Genomic DNA, 17523 nt, shown 5'->3' with positions numbered 1-17523 from the left:
CACCTAATAGAAGTTTCAGTTTAAGAGTTTATTCTTTTTGAGGAATAAATCTACCATACTTTTACGAAAGGAGAAGTAAACTTGAGTACTGCATCCTTTTCAAAGAAAAACAATGCAATAAATAAAAAGAAAAAAATTAGCCGTGAAGCAGTTTGGGCCTACTTATTTATCGCACCGACACTATTAGGTCTTGCTGTATTTTATATCTTTCCTGCAGTCGCTTCCTTTCTGTTGTCATTTACAAGATGGGACGGATTAACTGCCCCTGCATATATCGGTTTAGAAAATCTTATCTCATTGCTTCATGATTCATCATTTATACGTTCCATAATCAATACTCTTATATTTACCGCTATATCTGTACCTTTATCAGCGGGTTTTGCAACGATAATAGCTGTAATGTTAAACCAGAAAATCAAAGGAATGGTGTTTTACAGAACGTTATATTTTTTACCTGTTGTAACTATGCCGGTTGCTGTCGGTATGGTTTGGAAATGGCTTTATAATACAGATTACGGCTTGATCAATTATTTATTAGGGATTTTCAACCTCCCTCAGCCTTCCTGGCTGTTTGACCCCAACATAGCACTGTTATCTGTAATTTTGGTATATGTTTGGATGACTGTAGGAAATAATGTCATTCTGATTCTTGCAGGCCTTCAAGGTGTTTCAAAGACATATTATGAAGCCGCTCAAATTGACGGTGCTTCAAAGGTACGGCAGTTTTTCAGCATTACCTTGCCATTGATAACACCAACTCTATTTTTTGTTTTTATCACTGGCATGATCAGCTCCCTTCAAGTGTTTGACCTTATTTTCATTATGATTGGTGACAGTAGTGCGCTATTGGAACCGTTAAGAACTGTTGTATACGCCGTTTACGAGTATGGATTTGAATATTCGCAAATGGGGAGGGCATCTGCCCAAGCTTTCCTATTGTTCCTAGCAATATTAGCGGTCACTATAGTCCAGTTTGTCTTTCAAAAAAAGTGGGTTCATTATGATGGCTAAAGGGAGTGATAAAAATGAAAATTAAGTTAGCTAACCATATATTACTGATTATTGGTGCTTTTATCATGATCATCCCATTTTTATGGATGATCATGACATCACTAAAAACATTCTCGGAAAGCATGCAAGTACCTCCAACAATCTTTCCGAACAATCTGATGTTTGAAAACTATTTCAATGTGTTTGAAAGTGTAGACTTCCTTAAATATTATGCTAATACTATATTTTTAACCTTAGGTCGAACTTTAGCTCAATTGTTTTTATGTTCCCTAGCAGCATTTGCTTTCGCGCGAATGGAATTTCCGGGAAAAAATACCCTGTTCATCTTAATTCTATCTGTTTTGATGGTCCCTATGCAGGTCATCTTGATCCCAAACTACGGAATTCTAACACATCTAGGTTGGATCGATACTTTCTTTGCATTGATCGTTCCGGGTATGTTCAGTGCATTTGGTGTTTTTTTGCTGAGACAGTTCTTTATGGGTATTCCGAAAGAGCTGGACGAGGCTGCCACAATGGATGGATGTTCTTTTTTCGGCATCTACTGGAGAGTAATCCTACCAAATGCAACCCCAGCATTGATTGCACTAGGGATCTTCACTATCCTTGCATCGTGGAACGACTTTTTATGGCCCCTTATCATGACAAGCTCAGAGGATATGCGCGTATTGTCTGTTGGAATTGCTGCATTTCAGGGCCAATACTCCACTGACTACCCATTACTTATGGCTGGTGCAGTAATGTCTACGATCCCAATGCTAATCATGTTTGTCTTACTACAGAAATATCTTGTTACTGGTATAGCTTTGCAGGGTGTCAGAAGGTAAGAATGTAAATTATACTCATATGTTACTATGAGAAAATTTAATAGTTGAGGCGAGAGATTTAGCTATTGGTCTAGACTTGGTAGGTACAAAAATCCTTGCAGCTCTGATTTCCAGAAGCGGAGAAATACTTGGTAAATTTGAATGACGAGTCTTTAGCAAAAGGACAAAGCGGAACAACTGTTAACATCCTTTTTTTCATAAATATCCTGCTCACAGAAAATAAAGTCGAGCAAGGTAGGATAAAAGGAATTGGGGGAGCAACTGCAGGGATTATTGATTCTGAAGAAAAAATCATCAATTATACAAATAATCTAGGATTAAAAAGCTTCTCCATCGGCTCTATGTTCCAAGAAAATTTTCAATTGCCAGTGAAGCTATCCAATGATGCTAATGCCACAGCAATTTGAGAATGAATATGGGGCCGGGAATAAAAAGTACAATATGATTTATATAACTGTTAGTACTGGTATAGGTTCAGGTATTGTCAGTAATTGACAATAGATAACAGGTTACTGAATAAAGAGAGTAGCAAGAAGGGGACTCACTCTCCCTTAAATTGTTTAGAGAAGCTGGAGAGTACTAGGACTGAAGTCGTCAGTCTGATCCATTTATTTAATACCGAAGTGGTATTTTTGGTGGTGGTGTCATGGACATGTCTGAGTTCATTTTACCTACCATAAAAGAAAAAGTTTTAAGATATGGGATTGAGCAATTGGTTAGTTATGTGGAAATTAAAAGATCTGCACTTAGTTCAATGCAGGAGTAATGGGCGCTTCAGGTTTATTCTTCTGGGAAGAAATTACAAGTAAACATGATCAGCAAGTTACATTGGAATAATAACTAATAAGGAGAGAATAACATGTTAACTACACTCGTTCTCGGAGCAGGAACAATGGGCAGCACTCATGCAGCTGCTTTTACAAAAATGGAAAACGTGGCTTTAGTAGGAATTGTTGATATCAATTTGGCTAAAGCTCAAGTGCTGGCAAAGAAGCTGGGCACAGAAGCATTTCAAACATATGACGAAGCAGTGAGTAGTATTAATGACATTGATGTAGTATCTGTTTGTGTACCTACACCAGTCCATAAACATTATGTCATGAAGATAGCAGATGACAATAGACATGTAATTTGTGAAAAACCTTTAGCACGGTCGCTATCAGATGCAAGAAGTATGATCAATTATTGCATAGAGAAAGGGGTAAAATTATTTGTCGGCCATGTTGTCAGGTTTTTCCCTGAATATGTAAGAGCTAAACAAATAGTTGATGAAGGAAAAATTGGAGACCCGGCAATTATCCGTACTACAAGAGGGGGAGTTTTTCCAGTTGCCTCCAATGATTGGTACTCAAATTTTATAAGTAGTGGCGGGTTGGTTTTAGATATGATTATTCATGACTTTGATTATTTAAGGTGGTGTTTTGGTGAAGTGGACCGTGTCTATGCAAAAAGCAGTAGAGCAAGAGTTTTTGAAAAAATTGAATATGCATTAGTCACATTACGCTTCAAGAGTGGGGTTATTGCCCACGTAGAAGGAACCTGGGCACACCAAGGATTTTCTACTAAATTTGAAATTGCAGGTAAGAAGGGCCTTGTTGAATATGATAGTGCCAAAACAACTCCAGTGGTAGCAAGTCAAAAAGAAACTGCATCAAATGAAGGGGTTGCTGTTCCTGAAAGTCCCATGAAAGACAGTCCGTATTTCACAGAACTTCAGCATTTTATTAATTGTATCCATACTAATGATGAACCAGTAGTATCTGCAGAGGATGCATATAAAGCAATGGAAATTTCAATAGCTGCACTGGAATCTATTGAATCAGGAAAAGCAGTTGTTCTAAATAATAAAGAAAAGGAGGTTGTTTTATGAAGGTCGGAATCATAAGTTTTGCTCACAGTCATGCATTCAGCTATGCGGAAGCACTGACTCAATTAGATGGAATAGATTTACTTGGAATTGCGGATAAAAATGAAACCCGCGGCAAAAAAGTTGCTAATCAATTTGATACAGTTCATTTTTTAGATTATGAAGATTTATTGAACCAGCCTATTGAAGCGGTAATTGTTACATCCGAAAACTGCAATCATTATGAACATGTTACTGCAGCAGCAAGAAAAGGAAAACACATCTTATGCGAGAAACCATTAGCCCATACCCTTAAAGATGCCCAAGCCATCATTGATGTATGTAAAGAAAATAATGTGCAATTACAGACAGCATTTCCTGTTAGATACAATACACCTGTCTTGAAGGGAAAGAAGATAATTGATAGCGGCCAGTTGGGAAATATCGTTGCAATCAAAGGTACTAACCGCGGCACAAATCCAGGTGGCTGGTTTGTCGACCCACAAAAGGCTGGTGGTGGAGCAGTTATCGATCATACGGTCCATATAGTTGATATCATTCGTTGGTATACTGGTGCTGAAGTAAAAGAAGTATACGCAGAAGTCGGGAACCTGATTTCGGATTATAATATTGATGACTGCGGACTGCTAACTATGGAATTCGATAATAATATGTTTGCCACCCTAGACTGTAGTTGGTCAAAAAATAAAAGTTATCCTACATGGGGAGATGTAACACTGGAGGTAGTGGGAACCAGAGGTACACTCACTGTGGATGCATTCGGACAAAAAACAAATGTATACAACAACGATGGTGTACATTGGGATTTTTGGGGTGACAATATGGACAGGGATTTGGTGGAAGATTTTATCTCAAGTGTTCGTAATGGAAGAGATCCTTCCATTACCGGAGAAGACGGTATCAAAGCCTTATCTGTAGCTATTGCTGCCTATAATTCATCTAAGAAACAGGAACCTATAAAAGTAAAATAAATAATAATGAAGCATTTGACAGTTTTCTTATTTAGACTTATTTAGATAAGAGCATTATTGTACTGAAAACATATATTTTAAGGAGAGGATAGTTTATGTTAAAAGGGATTAATCAATGGTGTTTTCCTACAGGGACTCCTCTTGAAACAGTATTTGAATACAGCCGAGAAGCAGGATTTGATTCAGTGGAGTTAAATTTGAATTCTTATGGGGATGTTGGACTAACCATGGATACAACAATTGAAGAGGCAAAAAATATCGTTGAACTTGCATCATCCTATAATTTGAAATTGAGAAGTAATTCTACCTCTTTGTTATGGAAAACACCTCTTTCCGATCCTAGGGAAGAGGTGCGGGAGCAAGGAAGGGAAGTAGTGAAGAAACAAATTAGATTAGCAAATGTGATGCAGATGGACACAATTCTTGTTGTTCCTGGTGTAGTTGATGAAAGCACTTCTTATATTGACTGTTATATACGTAGTCAAGAAGAATTGAGAAAAATTATACCTTTTGCAGAAAAAAATAGTGTGGTAATTGGAATAGAAAATGTTTGGAATAAATTTTTATTATCACCTCTCGAAATGGCACGCTACATTGATGAGCTAGAATCTGATAATGTGGGCGCATATTTCGATGTCGGAAATGTGCTACAGTTTGGATATCCTGATCAATGGATTCAAATTTTAGGTAAGCGTATTAAAAAAGTACATGTCAAAGACTTTAGCACTGCTGTTGGTAACATTACTGGATTTGTTCCGTTGTTGTCAGGAGATGTAAATTGGAAGACAGTATATAAAGCTTTGCTGGAAATTGGGTATGATGACACAATCACAGCTGAATTGGCACCTCATCACATCGACCCAGGTTCGTTGGCGGTTGATACATCAAATCATTTGGATAGAATTATAAAGTTTGGCAATAAATATATTGCTAGAGTTGGGAATGTGAAGTGATGGGAAAGATAAACGTAGGATTTGTAGGTGTAGGGGGATCGCTACCGTCCATTTAAAAAATATCGCAGCAAATAAAAACGCGAATATTGTTGCGGTTTGCGACATAATTGAAAAAATGCAAAACTTGCAGGTGAAAAATACGGAGCCGCCTATTATACAGATGAAGATATTATGCTTAAGGAGGAGAAACTGGATGCACTTTACATCTGCATCCCTCCCTTTGCACACGGTAATCTAGAAGAAAAAGCAGCACAGCTTGGCATACATTTGATGGTGGAGAAGCCAATTGGTCTTGATGTGTCCACTACCGAAAATAAGCATGAGATTATTCAGGAAGCAGGAGTTCTATGTGCAACCGGCTATTGTTTAAGATATCTAGACACTATTGTAAAGGCAAAAGAATATCTTCGGGATAAGCAGATTTCTATGGTCCGAGGTCATTATCTTACTTCCTTTGTAAATACTCCATGGTACAGAGAGATGAAAAAATCAGGAGGGCAATTAGTAGAGCAAGCCACACATATCGTCGACATCATAAGATACCTAGCCGGTGACATTATAACAGTGCATGCAGATATGAGCCTGATTACACCTTTAGGTATTCCTAATATTGATATCCCGGATGTAACCTCTGTTAACTTTTTAATGAAATCAGGTGCAGTAGGACATTTGGATGCATCCTTTATCCAGCCAGATCACCGTATAGGATTAGAATTGCTGGGCAATAATTTTCGCTTATCCTTCGACGGATCTAATTTAACCATCGTAGAGGAAGACCTTACTATAACACACCATACAAAAGTAAATTTCTATGAAGAACAAGATAAAGCTTTCATAGAAGCAGTTAGAACGAAAAATAAAAAGTATATTCTGTCAGACTATGAAAATGGACTGAACACTCTTAGAGTTACACTCGCAGCCAATGAATCCCAGAAAAAACAAAAAGTTATTAGTATTTAAAGGATAGAAGTTCATTAATCAAGTAGTAAATGGATGATCTTTTAACTATTTTAAAAGTTAAAACTCATGTTTTATTTAGCTCAACTTCTATGTACACCAGCCTAGTTTAAGCATAAAAAGCATAAAAAAAAGGACTCTAATTAAAGAGTCCTTTTATCATTATGCTTTAGTAACGTTAGTCGCTTGAGGTCCGCGTTGACCTTCTTCAATTTCAAAAGAAACAGCTTGACCTTCGTCTAAAGTTTTGAAGCCTTCTCCTTGGATAGCTGAGAAATGTACGAATACATCATCTCCACCTTCAACTTCGATGAAACCGAAGCCTTTATCTGCGTTAAACCATTTTACTGTACCTTGTTGCATGTTTGTTTCCTCCTGCGTGGTATTCCCACAATTTATTACTATTAATGCTCAATTTAGATAAAAGGTGAAGCGTGTCTTGCGATACTTTCCTCTCAGATCGAGACCGAACAAAAATAATTCTTCTTTAGAATAACAGATAAAATTTAGATTGGCAAGTCTTATTCGAAATTATTTATTGAAGAAAGAATTTAAAAGCTAGAAAACCTTAGTTTGTAGTCAATTTTAATCATCGAAGATACTCTACATTTAATGCAATTATGGCTACTTGAAATCGATGGGATTCAGCAGCAGTATATTTATCTCCATTGATTTTTGCCGTTCTAACATGTAATCTGATCTATTTTAAAAAGCTGTTAGCTAAAGGGGGAATGAGATTGTCTATGAATGAATAAACAAATCCAGAGGGTAGCCTGCTTAAGCTACCCTTTGTATTGTTGCTGTAAATTGACGTTATGCAGCATTTGCTTTATTTACTTTGGTTTTTGAAATCCCAATGCCACTAAATATATAAATAAGCGCGAAGATAATTCCAAGGTATGTCATGGGTGCATAGAGGAAGAACTCTCCTGTTGATACTTGCAGAGTATCTGCAACAAATGCACCTGTTACACCCCACGGTATGATTGGAGATAGAGCGGTTCCGGTATCCTCCATCGTTCTGGACCAATTTTTTCTTTGCAGACCAAATTTATCGTATAACGGACTAATGATAGGACCAATAACGGCGTATGTTACATAATAACTACCTGTTATGGTAAATAGAATGCCATGTAAAGTTAAACTAGAGGTCATCATTGCTTTCCCACTCTTAGCAAACTCGACAATCTTATCAAGTAAAACTTGTATTACTCCTGCTGATTTTAAGGGAGATCCGAAAATAGCAGCACTAATCAACAAAGCGACTGTGCCTAACATACTCGACATACCGCCACGTTGAAGTATCTCATCTACAATTGGCACGTTTGTGGAAGCAGTATAGCCTCCATCTAAGGCAGTGAACACTTCAAACAGCTCTCTCCCCTGAAATATTACCGCCAACAGACATCCCGCAATAATCCCTACTCCGAATACGGGAAGTGTCGGTTTTCTAAAATAAATTAACACCAATACTAAGAGAGGTGGAAGAATTAAAATCGGATTTAAAGTAAAATTATTGCTCAATGTTGATAATATGAGTTCCACACTCTCATTGTTTTCAATTTGACCATTAAATTGAAATCCTAAAATAAAATATAGGATTAGTGAAATAATATAGCCTGGAATCGTGGTCCACAGCATATGTTTAATATGGTCCACGATTGGCACGCCGGCCATAGCAGGCGCCATAATGGTTGTGTCAGATAATGGAGATAGCTTATCCCCAAAAAACGCTCCGACTACAATTGCTCCTGCCGTGTAATGTAAAGGAATACCGAGGCCAATGGAAACGCCCATAAGCGCAACACCCACTGTACCAATCGTTCCCCAAGAGGTTCCCGCCATAATGGACATAACCGAACAAATAATTGCCGTGATAATTAGGAATAAGGATGGGTCAATACTTTTCAGTCCATAAAACACAATTAATGGAATGGTTCCAGACAACATCCAAACACCAATTAGCATTCCAACAGCTAACAAAATTAATATCGCTGGAAGCATTGATTTTAATGTTTCTACAAGATCCTCTTCAATTTCACTCCATTTAATCCCCCAAATGAGAGATAAAATAATAACAAGTACCCCAGCAGAAATTAATACAATCGTGGTGGGTGCGTCAAGATATAAAATTCCGCCTAAAACTACGGAAAATGATAAGACGAGTAGTAATATGGCTTTCCAGGTTGATAGTTTCATATGTAGTTTCCCCTCGTATAGTATATTTAGGCATTCATTTTTTGCCTATCTTCTCTTCCAATAAATTCATAATTAAAATAGCGGTTGAATTTAAACGCAAGACGTTTGTCTGGTTATGCCGGGATAAATATCTTCTTCATTAAGTTTACCTCCATCCTAAATTCGTTTTCTGTCGTCAATGGAGGTTAAAAAAACACACAAAAAAACAATGATAGAAAAATAACCTATCATTGTTAACAATATGGTATCTTCCATTCGATCAGTAGTCCTCCATGCAGACGTGCATGACAGTATGCCTCTTGTTAAAAGACATCCCAGCAATAATAAGCTTGACCCTTATTACACTTCGGCGAGCATCCCTTTCATCAATCATCTCTGATGTCATACTCCAATTGATTACTGATAATGTTCGCGCCTCTACCTCACCGAGTTGGTAAGGTAACTATTAAATTTTTCAGTATAACTATACATGTCTACTTTTATAATTGCAAGAATATTGTTTTTTGTTGATTGGTTTTGTTATATATTTCTTTCACACCGAAATTCCAGTTGATTCTTTCTATAAGAAAAGATTCCTGTCTACCTCATTCATTGCTTCACTTAACCCCATCGCTAATAACAATAGAAATCCAAACCCCATCACAACACCATTCCCTAGCAATCCAACAATTAAAAAGGTAAGTCGTTTAGACTTAATCCAAGAAAAGATAGCTAATACAATTCCAATGGCTGATAAAACAATAAAAATGGTAGCGTCTATATGAATATTAGGATTCGGTCCCCTAAAGAGGAATATAATGAAGCAAATAAACACCATTAGTAGGGAAGCAATACCTAATATCATACCTGTTTTCTTCTTACTATTCATCGAAACTTCTCCTTAATTAGAAAATTATATAGAAAGATTTCCTGTTTATGGTCATCTTTCCCCTTACTTCCGCCAAAACGTGGAACACTCTGCCTTGTCCATCATATTAAAACGAATCATCTTGTCGAGTAATGTGTAATCAACAGAACTTTCCCAAGGGATGCGGACAAGCTGCTTTGTATAATCATAACCAGCCTCTACAATATCATGGGCGAAATGGTTAATTCCTACCGCCTCTGGGGCCACAGCTAAATGTTTTTTGGAAACACTAAATCCAATAATATAGGTGCCATGGTCCGTGAACATAGGCTGGTTCCAAGCTATTCTGGACTTTAGATTAGGAAAGGTTTCCTTTACCCAACTCAAAACCTCTATCATTCTCTCTTTATGTTGTGGGTCAATTTGCGCTACATATTCTTCCAACGTTTCCATCGTGTTCCCTCCTATTTTTACTGATAAAAAAATACTTATTAACCAAAGTTCCTGTCCAAGAATAGAAGGAAATAACTCCCTGCGCATAGAAATGCAGCAACTTGAGTAATCAGATAGACAGAAAGCTCAGTTGCGGTTAATTTCCTTTCTCTCTTAATCTTTTTAAAATGTCGGTAAAAATAGAAGGAGCATAAGAGTAGTACAATAGCCGATAATTGAAATACGTTTTCCAATATATTTACCAAAATATCACCTCATTGAATACCGAATTTTAAAATCACTTATTTACCCTAAATCTGACCGACAAGACCGGCAGCAAGTAGTAAAAAAATATGTAGGAGAATATTAAAGAATTAAAATATCCATTTAAAAGAGTATGCACCCAAGTATATCGTAACATTGATGCGGAGCACTTTAATAGATGAATTTTCGAAATTGTTTCATCACCCTCACGAATGATCCCATGCTGGGGAAGGAAATGATCTAGTTTTACTTCTCGCTCTTTACTCCTCCTTTCTTACATTGAACTTTAAGGAAAAGGAGAGCTCCATTAGATTATGAGCTCTCCAAGTTTGTACACTATTTAATCATTCATCATTACCATTTCCCAGCGTCATTCCGCCATCAACAATCAACTCCGCTCCCGTACAATAGGAACTCTCATCAGAAGCAAAAAAGGCGACAGCTTTGGCAATTTCAATTGGTTCCCCAATCCGCCCTAATGGGACAGTTTGATAATATGCAGGAACCTCTTCCCCATTTTTCGCCATGTCGGTATTAACCCCACCTGGGTGTATCATGTTCACCCGAATACCTTTTGGACCTAGCTCAATAGCTGCTGATTTTGACATCGCCACTACAGCCGCTTTACTTGCAGCATAAGCGGAAGAATGCGCTATAGGAGAAAAAGCAGATATCGAAACATTATTTACAATTGCACCTTTTCCTTGCTTCTCCATATAAGGAATCACCGATTGCATTCCAAGGAATACCCCAACTTGATTGACGTTAATTAACTCCAGGTACTCTTCCGCCGAGATCTCCGTAAAAGGCTTACGTTTTAAAATACCAGCATTATTTACTAATACATCAATTCTCCCAAATTCATCGACAATATCCTTAATCGCTGTTCTCCAACTACTTTCCTTGGTAACATCCAATTGCACTGGATAAGCACGTTCATTCCCTATTTCTTCTACTACTTCTATTGCACTTTCGTAATTTCGAGCACCAACGATTACCTTTCCACCTAAATCTGCTAGATGTTCTGCAATTGCTTTCCCTTGTCCCCGATTCGCTCCTGTTACGAGAATGACAAGATCTTTTAAATTAGGCATAAAAACTCTCCTGACTAGATTTTGTTTTTCCATATATATATCAATTAAATCCTTAACGAGCCACGAAACCCTCTAGAACCATAATAGGATTCCGCTCCATTATGATACAGGAAGACGTGCCCAAAGCGACGATCACAAAAAAGAGCTCCGCCAAGCTCTCTAATATCAGCCGGAGTTGCCACCCAAGTTGATGTTTTCTTGTCAAATTCCTCTAGTTCTTGTAATGCTCTATATTGTGTTTCCGTTAGCATTTCAATACCCATATCTTCAGCCATATCTATCGCGTTATTCTCTGGCTTATGTTTTTTTCTTGACTCTAAGGCTCTCCGGTCAAAGCAAACACTTCTGCGACCTTTAGGGCTTTCCTTTGAACAATCGTAAAAAACATACTCGTCCTTCTCGCCATCATAATCGACAACATCCGGCTCTCCTTCTGTTCTTTCCATTTCATTCAACGACCAAAGTTTTTCAGGATGCACTTCAAGCTTTGCTTGTACCTTTTCCCATTGCAGCTCTTCATGACGGTGCATGTTTTTTTCAAAACGTGCTTTCAATGTATTTAATAATGTTTCACGTAGTTCTTGCGATAGTTCATTCTTATTACTCTGAGTCATATTTATTCCCTCCTTATTTATCTATCACATCTTTTAAAAAATCAATCTTTCTAAGGTCTTTATTATTATTCTGTTCTGCCCGGTAACTATCCAGGGAGGAAGCCTCATAAACGGCTAAGTATTGTCTTTTAGTTAATAAATAATACTTAGTATCCCCTTCTTGATGGATCTCTAAATCCTCTAAAGGCACCCCTGCAAACTCTGGTAATGTGTCCATAATACCAAATTCAACAGACAGCTCTCCATTTGAGAATTCATGCTCATGTAAGTCAACTAAGGTGTAGCCTATTGAACTCATTACCTCAACAATCTTTTCCCAATTATGTATTGATAATTCAGGCGGTACCTCCCACCCTCTTTTGTCTCCCGGAACATGTATATCTAAGTCTTGAGCCTGCCAACTCTTACCTGTTACAAATTCTAAACCCACTGACCCCATCAACAGTGGAATAATATCCATATCATTTAGTTTTTTGGTGATGCGAATAAACTCGGCAACCTTATCCATTAAGTCCTGGTCCTCCAGTGTTTTTAACTTAATATTACCATAAGAGTATCTTAAACGTTTTTACAATTACAGAAAAGGCAAACCATATAACAGCCTACCTTTTAAAATTAAATTAGAGGCAATGAATAATTACTACTCTTTAGAATAAGAAGATTTTATTACTTCCTTTGCAAAATTATCACGGGCCCACTCTCCCTCTTTCTTGAACAACGCATATACATATTTACGATTAGTTGGTGGTTCACTTACCCAATTCAATAGTGTCTGAACAATAGGTTCCTTATCTGGGAAGTATTGGAGGAAAACTTGAGCTTGTTGTTGAAGTCTAGTAGTCCAGATTTGAGAACGAACCATTACCATCGAATAATATGTTCGGATTAGTTTTCGTGCGAAACCTTGTGAAGTTATGTTGAAGTCTTGGTTCGATGGTGCTTCTAATTTATTTAACGCCCGTTTTAAGGAATCACCAATATCCCCGTTGAAGGAGATGGGAATTTCGGCTGTAAGCTTGTAGGGCCCAAAATGATCTCCTACATCCTCCCCATAAACGCAAACACTTATTTTCTTAAGAAAGGCATTTTCAAAGTAACTTGAAGGATCCATCGTATAGTCATAATCGGCAATAGCGATGCCCACCTCACGAACCAGATCTTGATACTTCTGAGAAAGTACTTCTGTAAGTTTCTTTAACTCAACCAACTCATCAGAGTTTAACTTTTTAACAAACATAGCAATAAGATCCAAATCTGACTCTATTAGAATTGCTTCCCCCCTGGCTACACTGCCGTAAACATAGACACTGTGTAGCTTTTGAGGAAACATTCTTCTAAGACGCTCTACTGATTCTTGGATGGATGGCATATAAACGGTATCAATCTTGTCTGTACTCACATCACTTATAATAAAACCATTAGCATCTATACCGTATCCAGTTCTAAGAGTCTCCAATTAATGTTCTCCCCTTTACAGTTAAATGATAAAAGTTTTTTACTCCTTTATATAACTTTGGTTTTTAATATCTTATTCACCGGAGTGCCTTTATGATGTATGTATTTATAAAATTAGAATTACTCCACAGTTTCAATCTCGCTTTCATCCAATATCCTTAAGTAGTCTAAATACACATTTTCATTTGAAAATCCGCTCCCATTTACAGAACGCTCTGGATATGCTTCGTGATTCTGTTGATCATATGGAATCCATCCAATAGATATTAACTGTTCGGGAAAAAAACGATGAAAAAATGAACCCTCTTGTTTAGCTGCTACAAATTCTGAAAGTGAACCCATAAAGGCCGCCCATTCCTCTGGTAATTGCAATGTGCCGTATGATTTCTCTTCAAAGGAGACTTCCTTCATCATTTGTACTCCTGCTTCGTAATGTTCTATCCCTTTAATAATATGGTATCCTCTATCCTTCCGTAAATAAAACGCTGCATAGCTCAATTGATCTTCGGGATGGATATTCCATACTACCCTATAGGAAGAAGGGTGATTTCTGTCGACTTTCCAAAGCATTGGTGTTCCTTTCGTATCAATGGAGGCAATTCTCCATTTATGTCTTTTCCACACCCAATAGCTCAAACTGTAGTCATCGTTTTTGGAAATAAAAGGTACAAGCACATTGTTGTCATCAACAGAAATCGTGTCTTGGATCTCGCTTGCTGCCGCACTAGGAAAACTGTTATTCATTTCTTCAATTAGTCGTTCATTCGTTGGAAAAGAAGTGGGCTTAGAAAAATAAAACCAATATATAATTGCAAGCACTACAAGAGTTAGAATACCAATTACGATAAGCCAAAGTCTTTTTTTCATTACTTTTGCTCCACCTCCTCTATAACCGATTTTTCGGCGCTAAAATAAAGTTGTTCATTCGTTGTTGAAAGTAATATGCCTTTTCCGTCCGCTTCAATATAGATCATAGAAAGAAGACCACTGCCCCATTTAGGTGAAGTTCCAATGAGCTGATAAGGAAAACGTTCATTTATTTCATTTAAATCAATATCTATGACTGTATCCTCGTACCATTGGATACTATCAACGTCTTCTTGACCTAAGGTTGGGAGTTGATTCAATAGAGTTTCTTTATCTATTGAAGCCTCCTTCCCTGATGGGTGGATCGTTATCAGAGACGCGTCATCAAAGTTTGCTATATATGTAGTTGGATCATCTTTTGGATAAATAACTTCATGGATTGGTAATGCAAGTAGAGTAGATGCCAAGAATAGATAATTCGCAAAAAATCCTAACCAGGCATAAGGACGATAAACCTGCCACCGCCCATTCTTTCTTCTCAGAAATAAATACAATATCCATACACCGAGTGGCAGGACCGCAAACTCTATTAATGCGTTAAACATCTTCCAGTTAATAGAGAATGAGAAAAGCCCAACCACGATAACAATTAAAATCTTCCATGTCTTTGGTTTTACCATTTGCTTCTTATAAATACGATATGTAAAAAAGGCAATGACGCTCCATGCTAAAACCACCGTTATAATCGTTATTATATTAAAAGTATAATTTATATTAATTCCAGACACCTTCTAACCAATTTTATTTCGTTCTATCATTATTAAATTATATTTACCATTAAAGTTTAGAAGGTAGCGTGTTCCTTAATATCCGAATCTGGCCCCTATGATTTAATTCATCTTCAAAGGTATGAAACCATATAAAATAATTATTGGCAGACACACCGCCCCAAGGTGCCTCTTCATATAACCACTCATCTTGTTTGCTTTTAAACTCTTCCAACGTTCTACTACGAACATCTTCCAATTTTTTAATATAGAATTTTAAGAGGTTACCTTTAATCTGCTCTCTGCCTAATTTACCAAGTTCATAAGCAGCTCCCCATTCTTCCGTCTCTCGCTCATTTGGCTTTCTATTTTCAAAGAACTCAACTTGAAATCCAAATTCAACCGCAGCCATATGTAGTAATAACGCACCAATTGAATTGCCACTCTTTTGTGGCAAATAATCCAACTGTTCAACAGTTAATCCTTCAACCGCTTTTAATGTTGTATACCTTGTATAATTCATCATAGATACCAAATGACCTATTTGAGGCGAGTACCCTTGTATATCTTCAACTTTAAACGTTTTATATTTCTCAAAAATGCTAACTGCAATCACTCCTTCTTGTCCTTTTAACAACTGTATTTTTACCAACTACATTTTACCATATATTCAAAATAATCTATTAAAGTTTTTCACCTTTAGATGCAGTTGAAAATGTTATAGACAGAAATAAAAAACCGGATCCTATTTGAATCCAGCATAAAATTAGTGAGTTATTCTGAATGATCTTCTTTGTGAATAATAGTCAGCAACTATTCAAACCTAAAGTTCAACATACTTTTTCCAACAATCTCGTTTCCTTCTTTCCACAAAAATTCTATAGCATACTGTGCATTGCTATTCTCTTCCCCCACTTCAATTTCTAAAGAAGCAGTGTTCGTATCTATTTCACCCTTTTCTATTGCATTATAATTATCGGTATTTATTTGATGAAAATATATTTCAGTAGGATGGGGTTCCATTTCGCTCCATTCAATTAATAACTTATCGCCTAGTTCCACATCGCCAGAATGGATCTCCGAGTATTTATATGTGCTATCGTCACTACAATTATTCCAACATACTTCGTCATAACTATTATCAAATAACAGACCATCTGAATTGATTTTTTTAATAGTAGGCATTGCCATAAATGTAAACTTCGGAAGCTTTCCTCCAGTTACTTCAGTCTGCTGGCTTGTTTTATCAATGATAATATTCCCTATGTATTGAGCCTTGTTAGCAGAATCAATAAAGTTAATCTCTAATACATAATTCCCTTCACTTGTTGGGAAATGAAATTCTCTATTATCTTTTAAATTAATGTTCGTTTGCTTTCCATTTTTCCACAAGGAAGCTGTTATCGTTGGGTCCGTCCAAATATCTCCACCATTTTCTTCATTCTCTTTAAATTCCAAGGAGGCTTTTTGATTTGGAGAAACCCTTATTTCATTTTGCTCTAATGCAAATTCTTCGATATTATCGATTGTTTCATCTACTTCTCCGCTCGATGAACGCCAACTAACATTTGCTTCTGTTAATTGTGTTTGGAGACTTTGTAAACCAACTTGTAAATGAGCAGCTGGAACACCAACATCATAATCTTCGCCAAAGCACCCTGTCAGTAAAAATATAAACAGAATCCCTGCAAAAATTGTACGCTTCGTGTTTTTTATCTTTTCAACTGCTTTGGAAGGACGAATAACCTTCAGCCTTTGAGCACACTTAAATATTCTACCCAAGGCCCGACATCCTCTCTATACCTTTCTGACATCACTCTTATTATCTGAGATACATGTGTTAAATCATGAACCACCCATGTGGAGAGTAATTCTCTCAGTTTCACTTTTCCAAATGAGGGATGTTCTCCTGTTAACTCAAACTGGGAATCACCGGTAATTTCTGCCCTAACAAACGCAATATTTTGTCCTCGCAGACGTTTAAACTCCTCCAGCTTTTCACTGATAGAGCTCTGCGACAGATTGGTTAGATGTGCATCTCGATCAAATGGTGGGAATACTCTATTTCCCCTCTCCTCCAGAATAGTTTTTATTCTTGGGATCCAGTTGCTTTTCTCGCACTCAATTAAATGATCAACCACCTGGTTTGAATTCCATGTTCCTTCTCCTTCGTTGGATTGCAACCAATCGTCTGATAAGCCAACCAATAAGCTTTCTAATGTCTTTGGCGTTCTTTCTAAAACCTCAATTGCTTCTTTGAGATTAAAATTCATATATAGCCCTCCTTCAACCTTTCCTATAAATAAACAAGGCAGAGACGATCATCTTCGGTATTGCTTGATGTGAAATTATGCTGATTAAAAGATAGATACTCCAACACAAGCTTAGCACTTCTATTATTCTTTTCTACAGCTATGCAGGAATATCCTTTGCAATATAAAAAGAAGGCCAATCCACT

The 17523-nt window shown here is 37.0% G+C and carries 20 protein-coding genes and 1 riboswitch; of the genes, 7 read left to right on the top strand and 13 right to left on the bottom strand.

Annotation, left to right across the window (positions count from 1 at the left end; all coding sequences use genetic code 11):
* The first annotated feature begins 81 nt into the window (after positions 1–81).
* From ACTWPF_RS16090 to ACTWPF_RS16060, 7 genes are all read left to right on the top strand, one after another.
* Positions 82–1011 (top strand): carbohydrate ABC transporter permease, encoded by a 930-nt coding sequence (locus ACTWPF_RS16090; protein ID WP_106895883.1) that lies wholly within the window; start codon positions 82–84, stop codon positions 1009–1011.
* A 14-nt stretch (positions 1012–1025) separates the two neighbouring features.
* On the top strand, positions 1026–1838 hold the full coding sequence (locus ACTWPF_RS16085) for a carbohydrate ABC transporter permease (RefSeq protein ID WP_106895882.1): 813 nt from the start codon (positions 1026–1028) through the stop codon (positions 1836–1838).
* Between the two features lie 128 nt (positions 1839–1966).
* Positions 1967–2245, top strand: a complete 279-nt coding sequence (locus ACTWPF_RS16080; RefSeq protein ID WP_443149790.1) for an ROK family protein — start codon at positions 1967–1969, stop codon at positions 2243–2245.
* Positions 2246–2697: 452 nt separating this feature from the next.
* Positions 2698–3708: a Gfo/Idh/MocA family protein gene (locus ACTWPF_RS16075; protein WP_443149789.1), complete on the top strand. Its 1011-nt coding sequence runs from the start codon at positions 2698–2700 to the stop codon at positions 3706–3708.
* Positions 3705–4676 carry a Gfo/Idh/MocA family protein gene (locus ACTWPF_RS16070; RefSeq protein ID WP_443149788.1) on the top strand — a complete coding sequence of 324 codons (972 nt, stop codon included), beginning with the start codon at positions 3705–3707 and terminating at the stop codon, positions 4674–4676. The genes ACTWPF_RS16075 and ACTWPF_RS16070 overlap by 4 nt, the downstream gene beginning before the upstream one ends.
* A 95-nt stretch (positions 4677–4771) precedes the next feature.
* Positions 4772–5629: a sugar phosphate isomerase/epimerase family protein gene (locus tag ACTWPF_RS16065; RefSeq protein WP_443149787.1), complete on the top strand. Its 858-nt coding sequence runs from the start codon at positions 4772–4774 to the stop codon at positions 5627–5629.
* A gap of 171 nt (positions 5630–5800) precedes the next feature.
* A complete protein-coding gene (locus ACTWPF_RS16060) occupies positions 5801–6589 on the top strand; it encodes a Gfo/Idh/MocA family protein (protein WP_443149786.1) in 789 nt (262 codons plus the stop codon).
* A gap of 159 nt (positions 6590–6748) precedes the next feature.
* Here ACTWPF_RS16060 and ACTWPF_RS16055 read toward each other — a convergent pair whose 3' ends face one another.
* From ACTWPF_RS16055 to ACTWPF_RS15995, 13 genes are all read right to left on the bottom strand, one after another.
* Positions 6749–6949 carry a cold-shock protein gene (locus ACTWPF_RS16055; protein ID WP_106895877.1) on the bottom strand — a complete coding sequence of 67 codons (201 nt, stop codon included), beginning with the start codon at positions 6947–6949 and terminating at the stop codon, positions 6749–6751.
* A 450-nt stretch (positions 6950–7399) separates the two neighbouring features.
* Entirely contained in the window at positions 7400–8785 is a 1386-nt protein-coding gene (nhaC, locus tag ACTWPF_RS16050; protein ID WP_443149785.1) for a Na+/H+ antiporter NhaC, read from the bottom strand.
* A gap of 255 nt (positions 8786–9040) precedes the next feature.
* A riboswitch (Lysine riboswitch) is annotated at positions 9041–9213 on the bottom strand.
* A 131-nt stretch (positions 9214–9344) separates the two neighbouring features.
* Complete coding sequence (locus ACTWPF_RS16045; RefSeq protein ID WP_036577356.1) at positions 9345–9653, bottom strand: hypothetical protein; 309 nt, start codon at positions 9651–9653, stop codon at positions 9345–9347.
* 63 nt (positions 9654–9716) lie between these two features.
* Positions 9717–10085 (bottom strand): iron chaperone, encoded by a 369-nt coding sequence (locus ACTWPF_RS16040; RefSeq protein ID WP_106895876.1) that lies wholly within the window; start codon positions 10083–10085, stop codon positions 9717–9719.
* Positions 10086–10672: 587 nt separating this feature from the next.
* On the bottom strand, positions 10673–11422 hold the full coding sequence (locus ACTWPF_RS16035; RefSeq protein ID WP_161465396.1) for a glucose 1-dehydrogenase: 750 nt from the start codon (positions 11420–11422) through the stop codon (positions 10673–10675).
* 44 nt (positions 11423–11466) lie between these two features.
* Positions 11467–12036 carry a DUF4256 domain-containing protein gene (locus ACTWPF_RS16030; protein ID WP_443149784.1) on the bottom strand — a complete coding sequence of 190 codons (570 nt, stop codon included), beginning with the start codon at positions 12034–12036 and terminating at the stop codon, positions 11467–11469.
* Between the two features lie 13 nt (positions 12037–12049).
* Entirely contained in the window at positions 12050–12544 is a 495-nt protein-coding gene (locus ACTWPF_RS16025) for a phosphoribosylanthranilate isomerase (protein ID WP_443149783.1), read from the bottom strand.
* Positions 12545–12676: 132 nt separating this feature from the next.
* A complete protein-coding gene (locus tag ACTWPF_RS16020; protein WP_443149782.1) occupies positions 12677–13492 on the bottom strand; it encodes a nucleotidyltransferase domain-containing protein in 816 nt (271 codons plus the stop codon).
* A 119-nt stretch (positions 13493–13611) separates the two neighbouring features.
* Positions 13612–14358 carry a hypothetical protein gene (locus ACTWPF_RS16015; RefSeq protein WP_443149781.1) on the bottom strand — a complete coding sequence of 249 codons (747 nt, stop codon included), beginning with the start codon at positions 14356–14358 and terminating at the stop codon, positions 13612–13614.
* Positions 14358–15035, bottom strand: a complete 678-nt coding sequence (locus ACTWPF_RS16010; RefSeq protein WP_443149780.1) for a hypothetical protein — start codon at positions 15033–15035, stop codon at positions 14358–14360. Before ACTWPF_RS16010 ends, ACTWPF_RS16015 begins: the two co-directional genes overlap by 1 nt.
* Before the next feature lie 100 nt (positions 15036–15135).
* Entirely contained in the window at positions 15136–15591 is a 456-nt protein-coding gene (locus ACTWPF_RS16005) for a DinB family protein (RefSeq protein WP_443149882.1), read from the bottom strand.
* A 287-nt stretch (positions 15592–15878) separates the two neighbouring features.
* Complete coding sequence (locus ACTWPF_RS16000; protein ID WP_443149779.1) at positions 15879–16847, bottom strand: hypothetical protein; 969 nt, start codon at positions 16845–16847, stop codon at positions 15879–15881.
* Positions 16814–17338: a DinB family protein gene (locus tag ACTWPF_RS15995; protein ID WP_443149778.1), complete on the bottom strand. Its 525-nt coding sequence runs from the start codon at positions 17336–17338 to the stop codon at positions 16814–16816. Before ACTWPF_RS15995 ends, ACTWPF_RS16000 begins: the two co-directional genes overlap by 34 nt.
* Positions 17339–17523 lie beyond the last annotated feature (185 nt).

This window comes from Oceanobacillus sp. M65, assembly GCF_052246275.1.
GTDB lineage: Bacteria > Bacillota > Bacilli > Bacillales > Amphibacillaceae > Oceanobacillus_B > Oceanobacillus_B jordanicus.
Note: the sequence above shows the minus strand (reverse complement) of the source record. Positions and strands in the feature narration are given on the sequence as shown.

Excerpts from the sequence above, each read along its gene's own strand:
- ACTWPF_RS16085 (WP_106895882.1), top strand. The coding sequence starts at position 1,026 with ATGAAAATTAAGTTAGCTAACCATATATTACTGATTATTGGTGCTTTT.
- ACTWPF_RS16075 (WP_443149789.1), top strand. The coding sequence starts at position 2,698 with ATGTTAACTACACTCGTTCTCGGAGCAGGAACAATGGGCAGCACTCAT.
- ACTWPF_RS16070 (WP_443149788.1), top strand. The coding sequence starts at position 3,705 with ATGAAGGTCGGAATCATAAGTTTTGCTCACAGTCATGCATTCAGCTAT.
- ACTWPF_RS16065 (WP_443149787.1), top strand. The coding sequence starts at position 4,772 with ATGTTAAAAGGGATTAATCAATGGTGTTTTCCTACAGGGACTCCTCTT.
- ACTWPF_RS16060 (WP_443149786.1), top strand. The coding sequence starts at position 5,801 with ATGCTTAAGGAGGAGAAACTGGATGCACTTTACATCTGCATCCCTCCC.
- ACTWPF_RS16055 (WP_106895877.1), bottom strand. The coding sequence starts at position 6,949 with ATGCAACAAGGTACAGTAAAATGGTTTAACGCAGATAAAGGCTTCGGT.
- nhaC (WP_443149785.1), bottom strand. The coding sequence starts at position 8,785 with ATGAAACTATCAACCTGGAAAGCCATATTACTACTCGTCTTATCATTT.
- ACTWPF_RS16045 (WP_036577356.1), bottom strand. The coding sequence starts at position 9,653 with ATGAATAGTAAGAAGAAAACAGGTATGATATTAGGTATTGCTTCCCTA.
- ACTWPF_RS16040 (WP_106895876.1), bottom strand. The coding sequence starts at position 10,085 with ATGGAAACGTTGGAAGAATATGTAGCGCAAATTGACCCACAACATAAA.
- ACTWPF_RS16035 (WP_161465396.1), bottom strand. The coding sequence starts at position 11,422 with ATGCCTAATTTAAAAGATCTTGTCATTCTCGTAACAGGAGCGAATCGG.
- ACTWPF_RS16030 (WP_443149784.1), bottom strand. The coding sequence starts at position 12,036 with ATGACTCAGAGTAATAAGAATGAACTATCGCAAGAACTACGTGAAACA.
- ACTWPF_RS16025 (WP_443149783.1), bottom strand. The coding sequence starts at position 12,544 with ATGGATAAGGTTGCCGAGTTTATTCGCATCACCAAAAAACTAAATGAT.
- ACTWPF_RS16015 (WP_443149781.1), bottom strand. The coding sequence starts at position 14,358 with ATGAAAAAAAGACTTTGGCTTATCGTAATTGGTATTCTAACTCTTGTA.
- ACTWPF_RS16005 (WP_443149882.1), bottom strand. The coding sequence starts at position 15,591 with ATGATGAATTATACAAGGTATACAACATTAAAAGCGGTTGAAGGATTA.
- ACTWPF_RS15995 (WP_443149778.1), bottom strand. The coding sequence starts at position 17,338 with ATGAATTTTAATCTCAAAGAAGCAATTGAGGTTTTAGAAAGAACGCCA.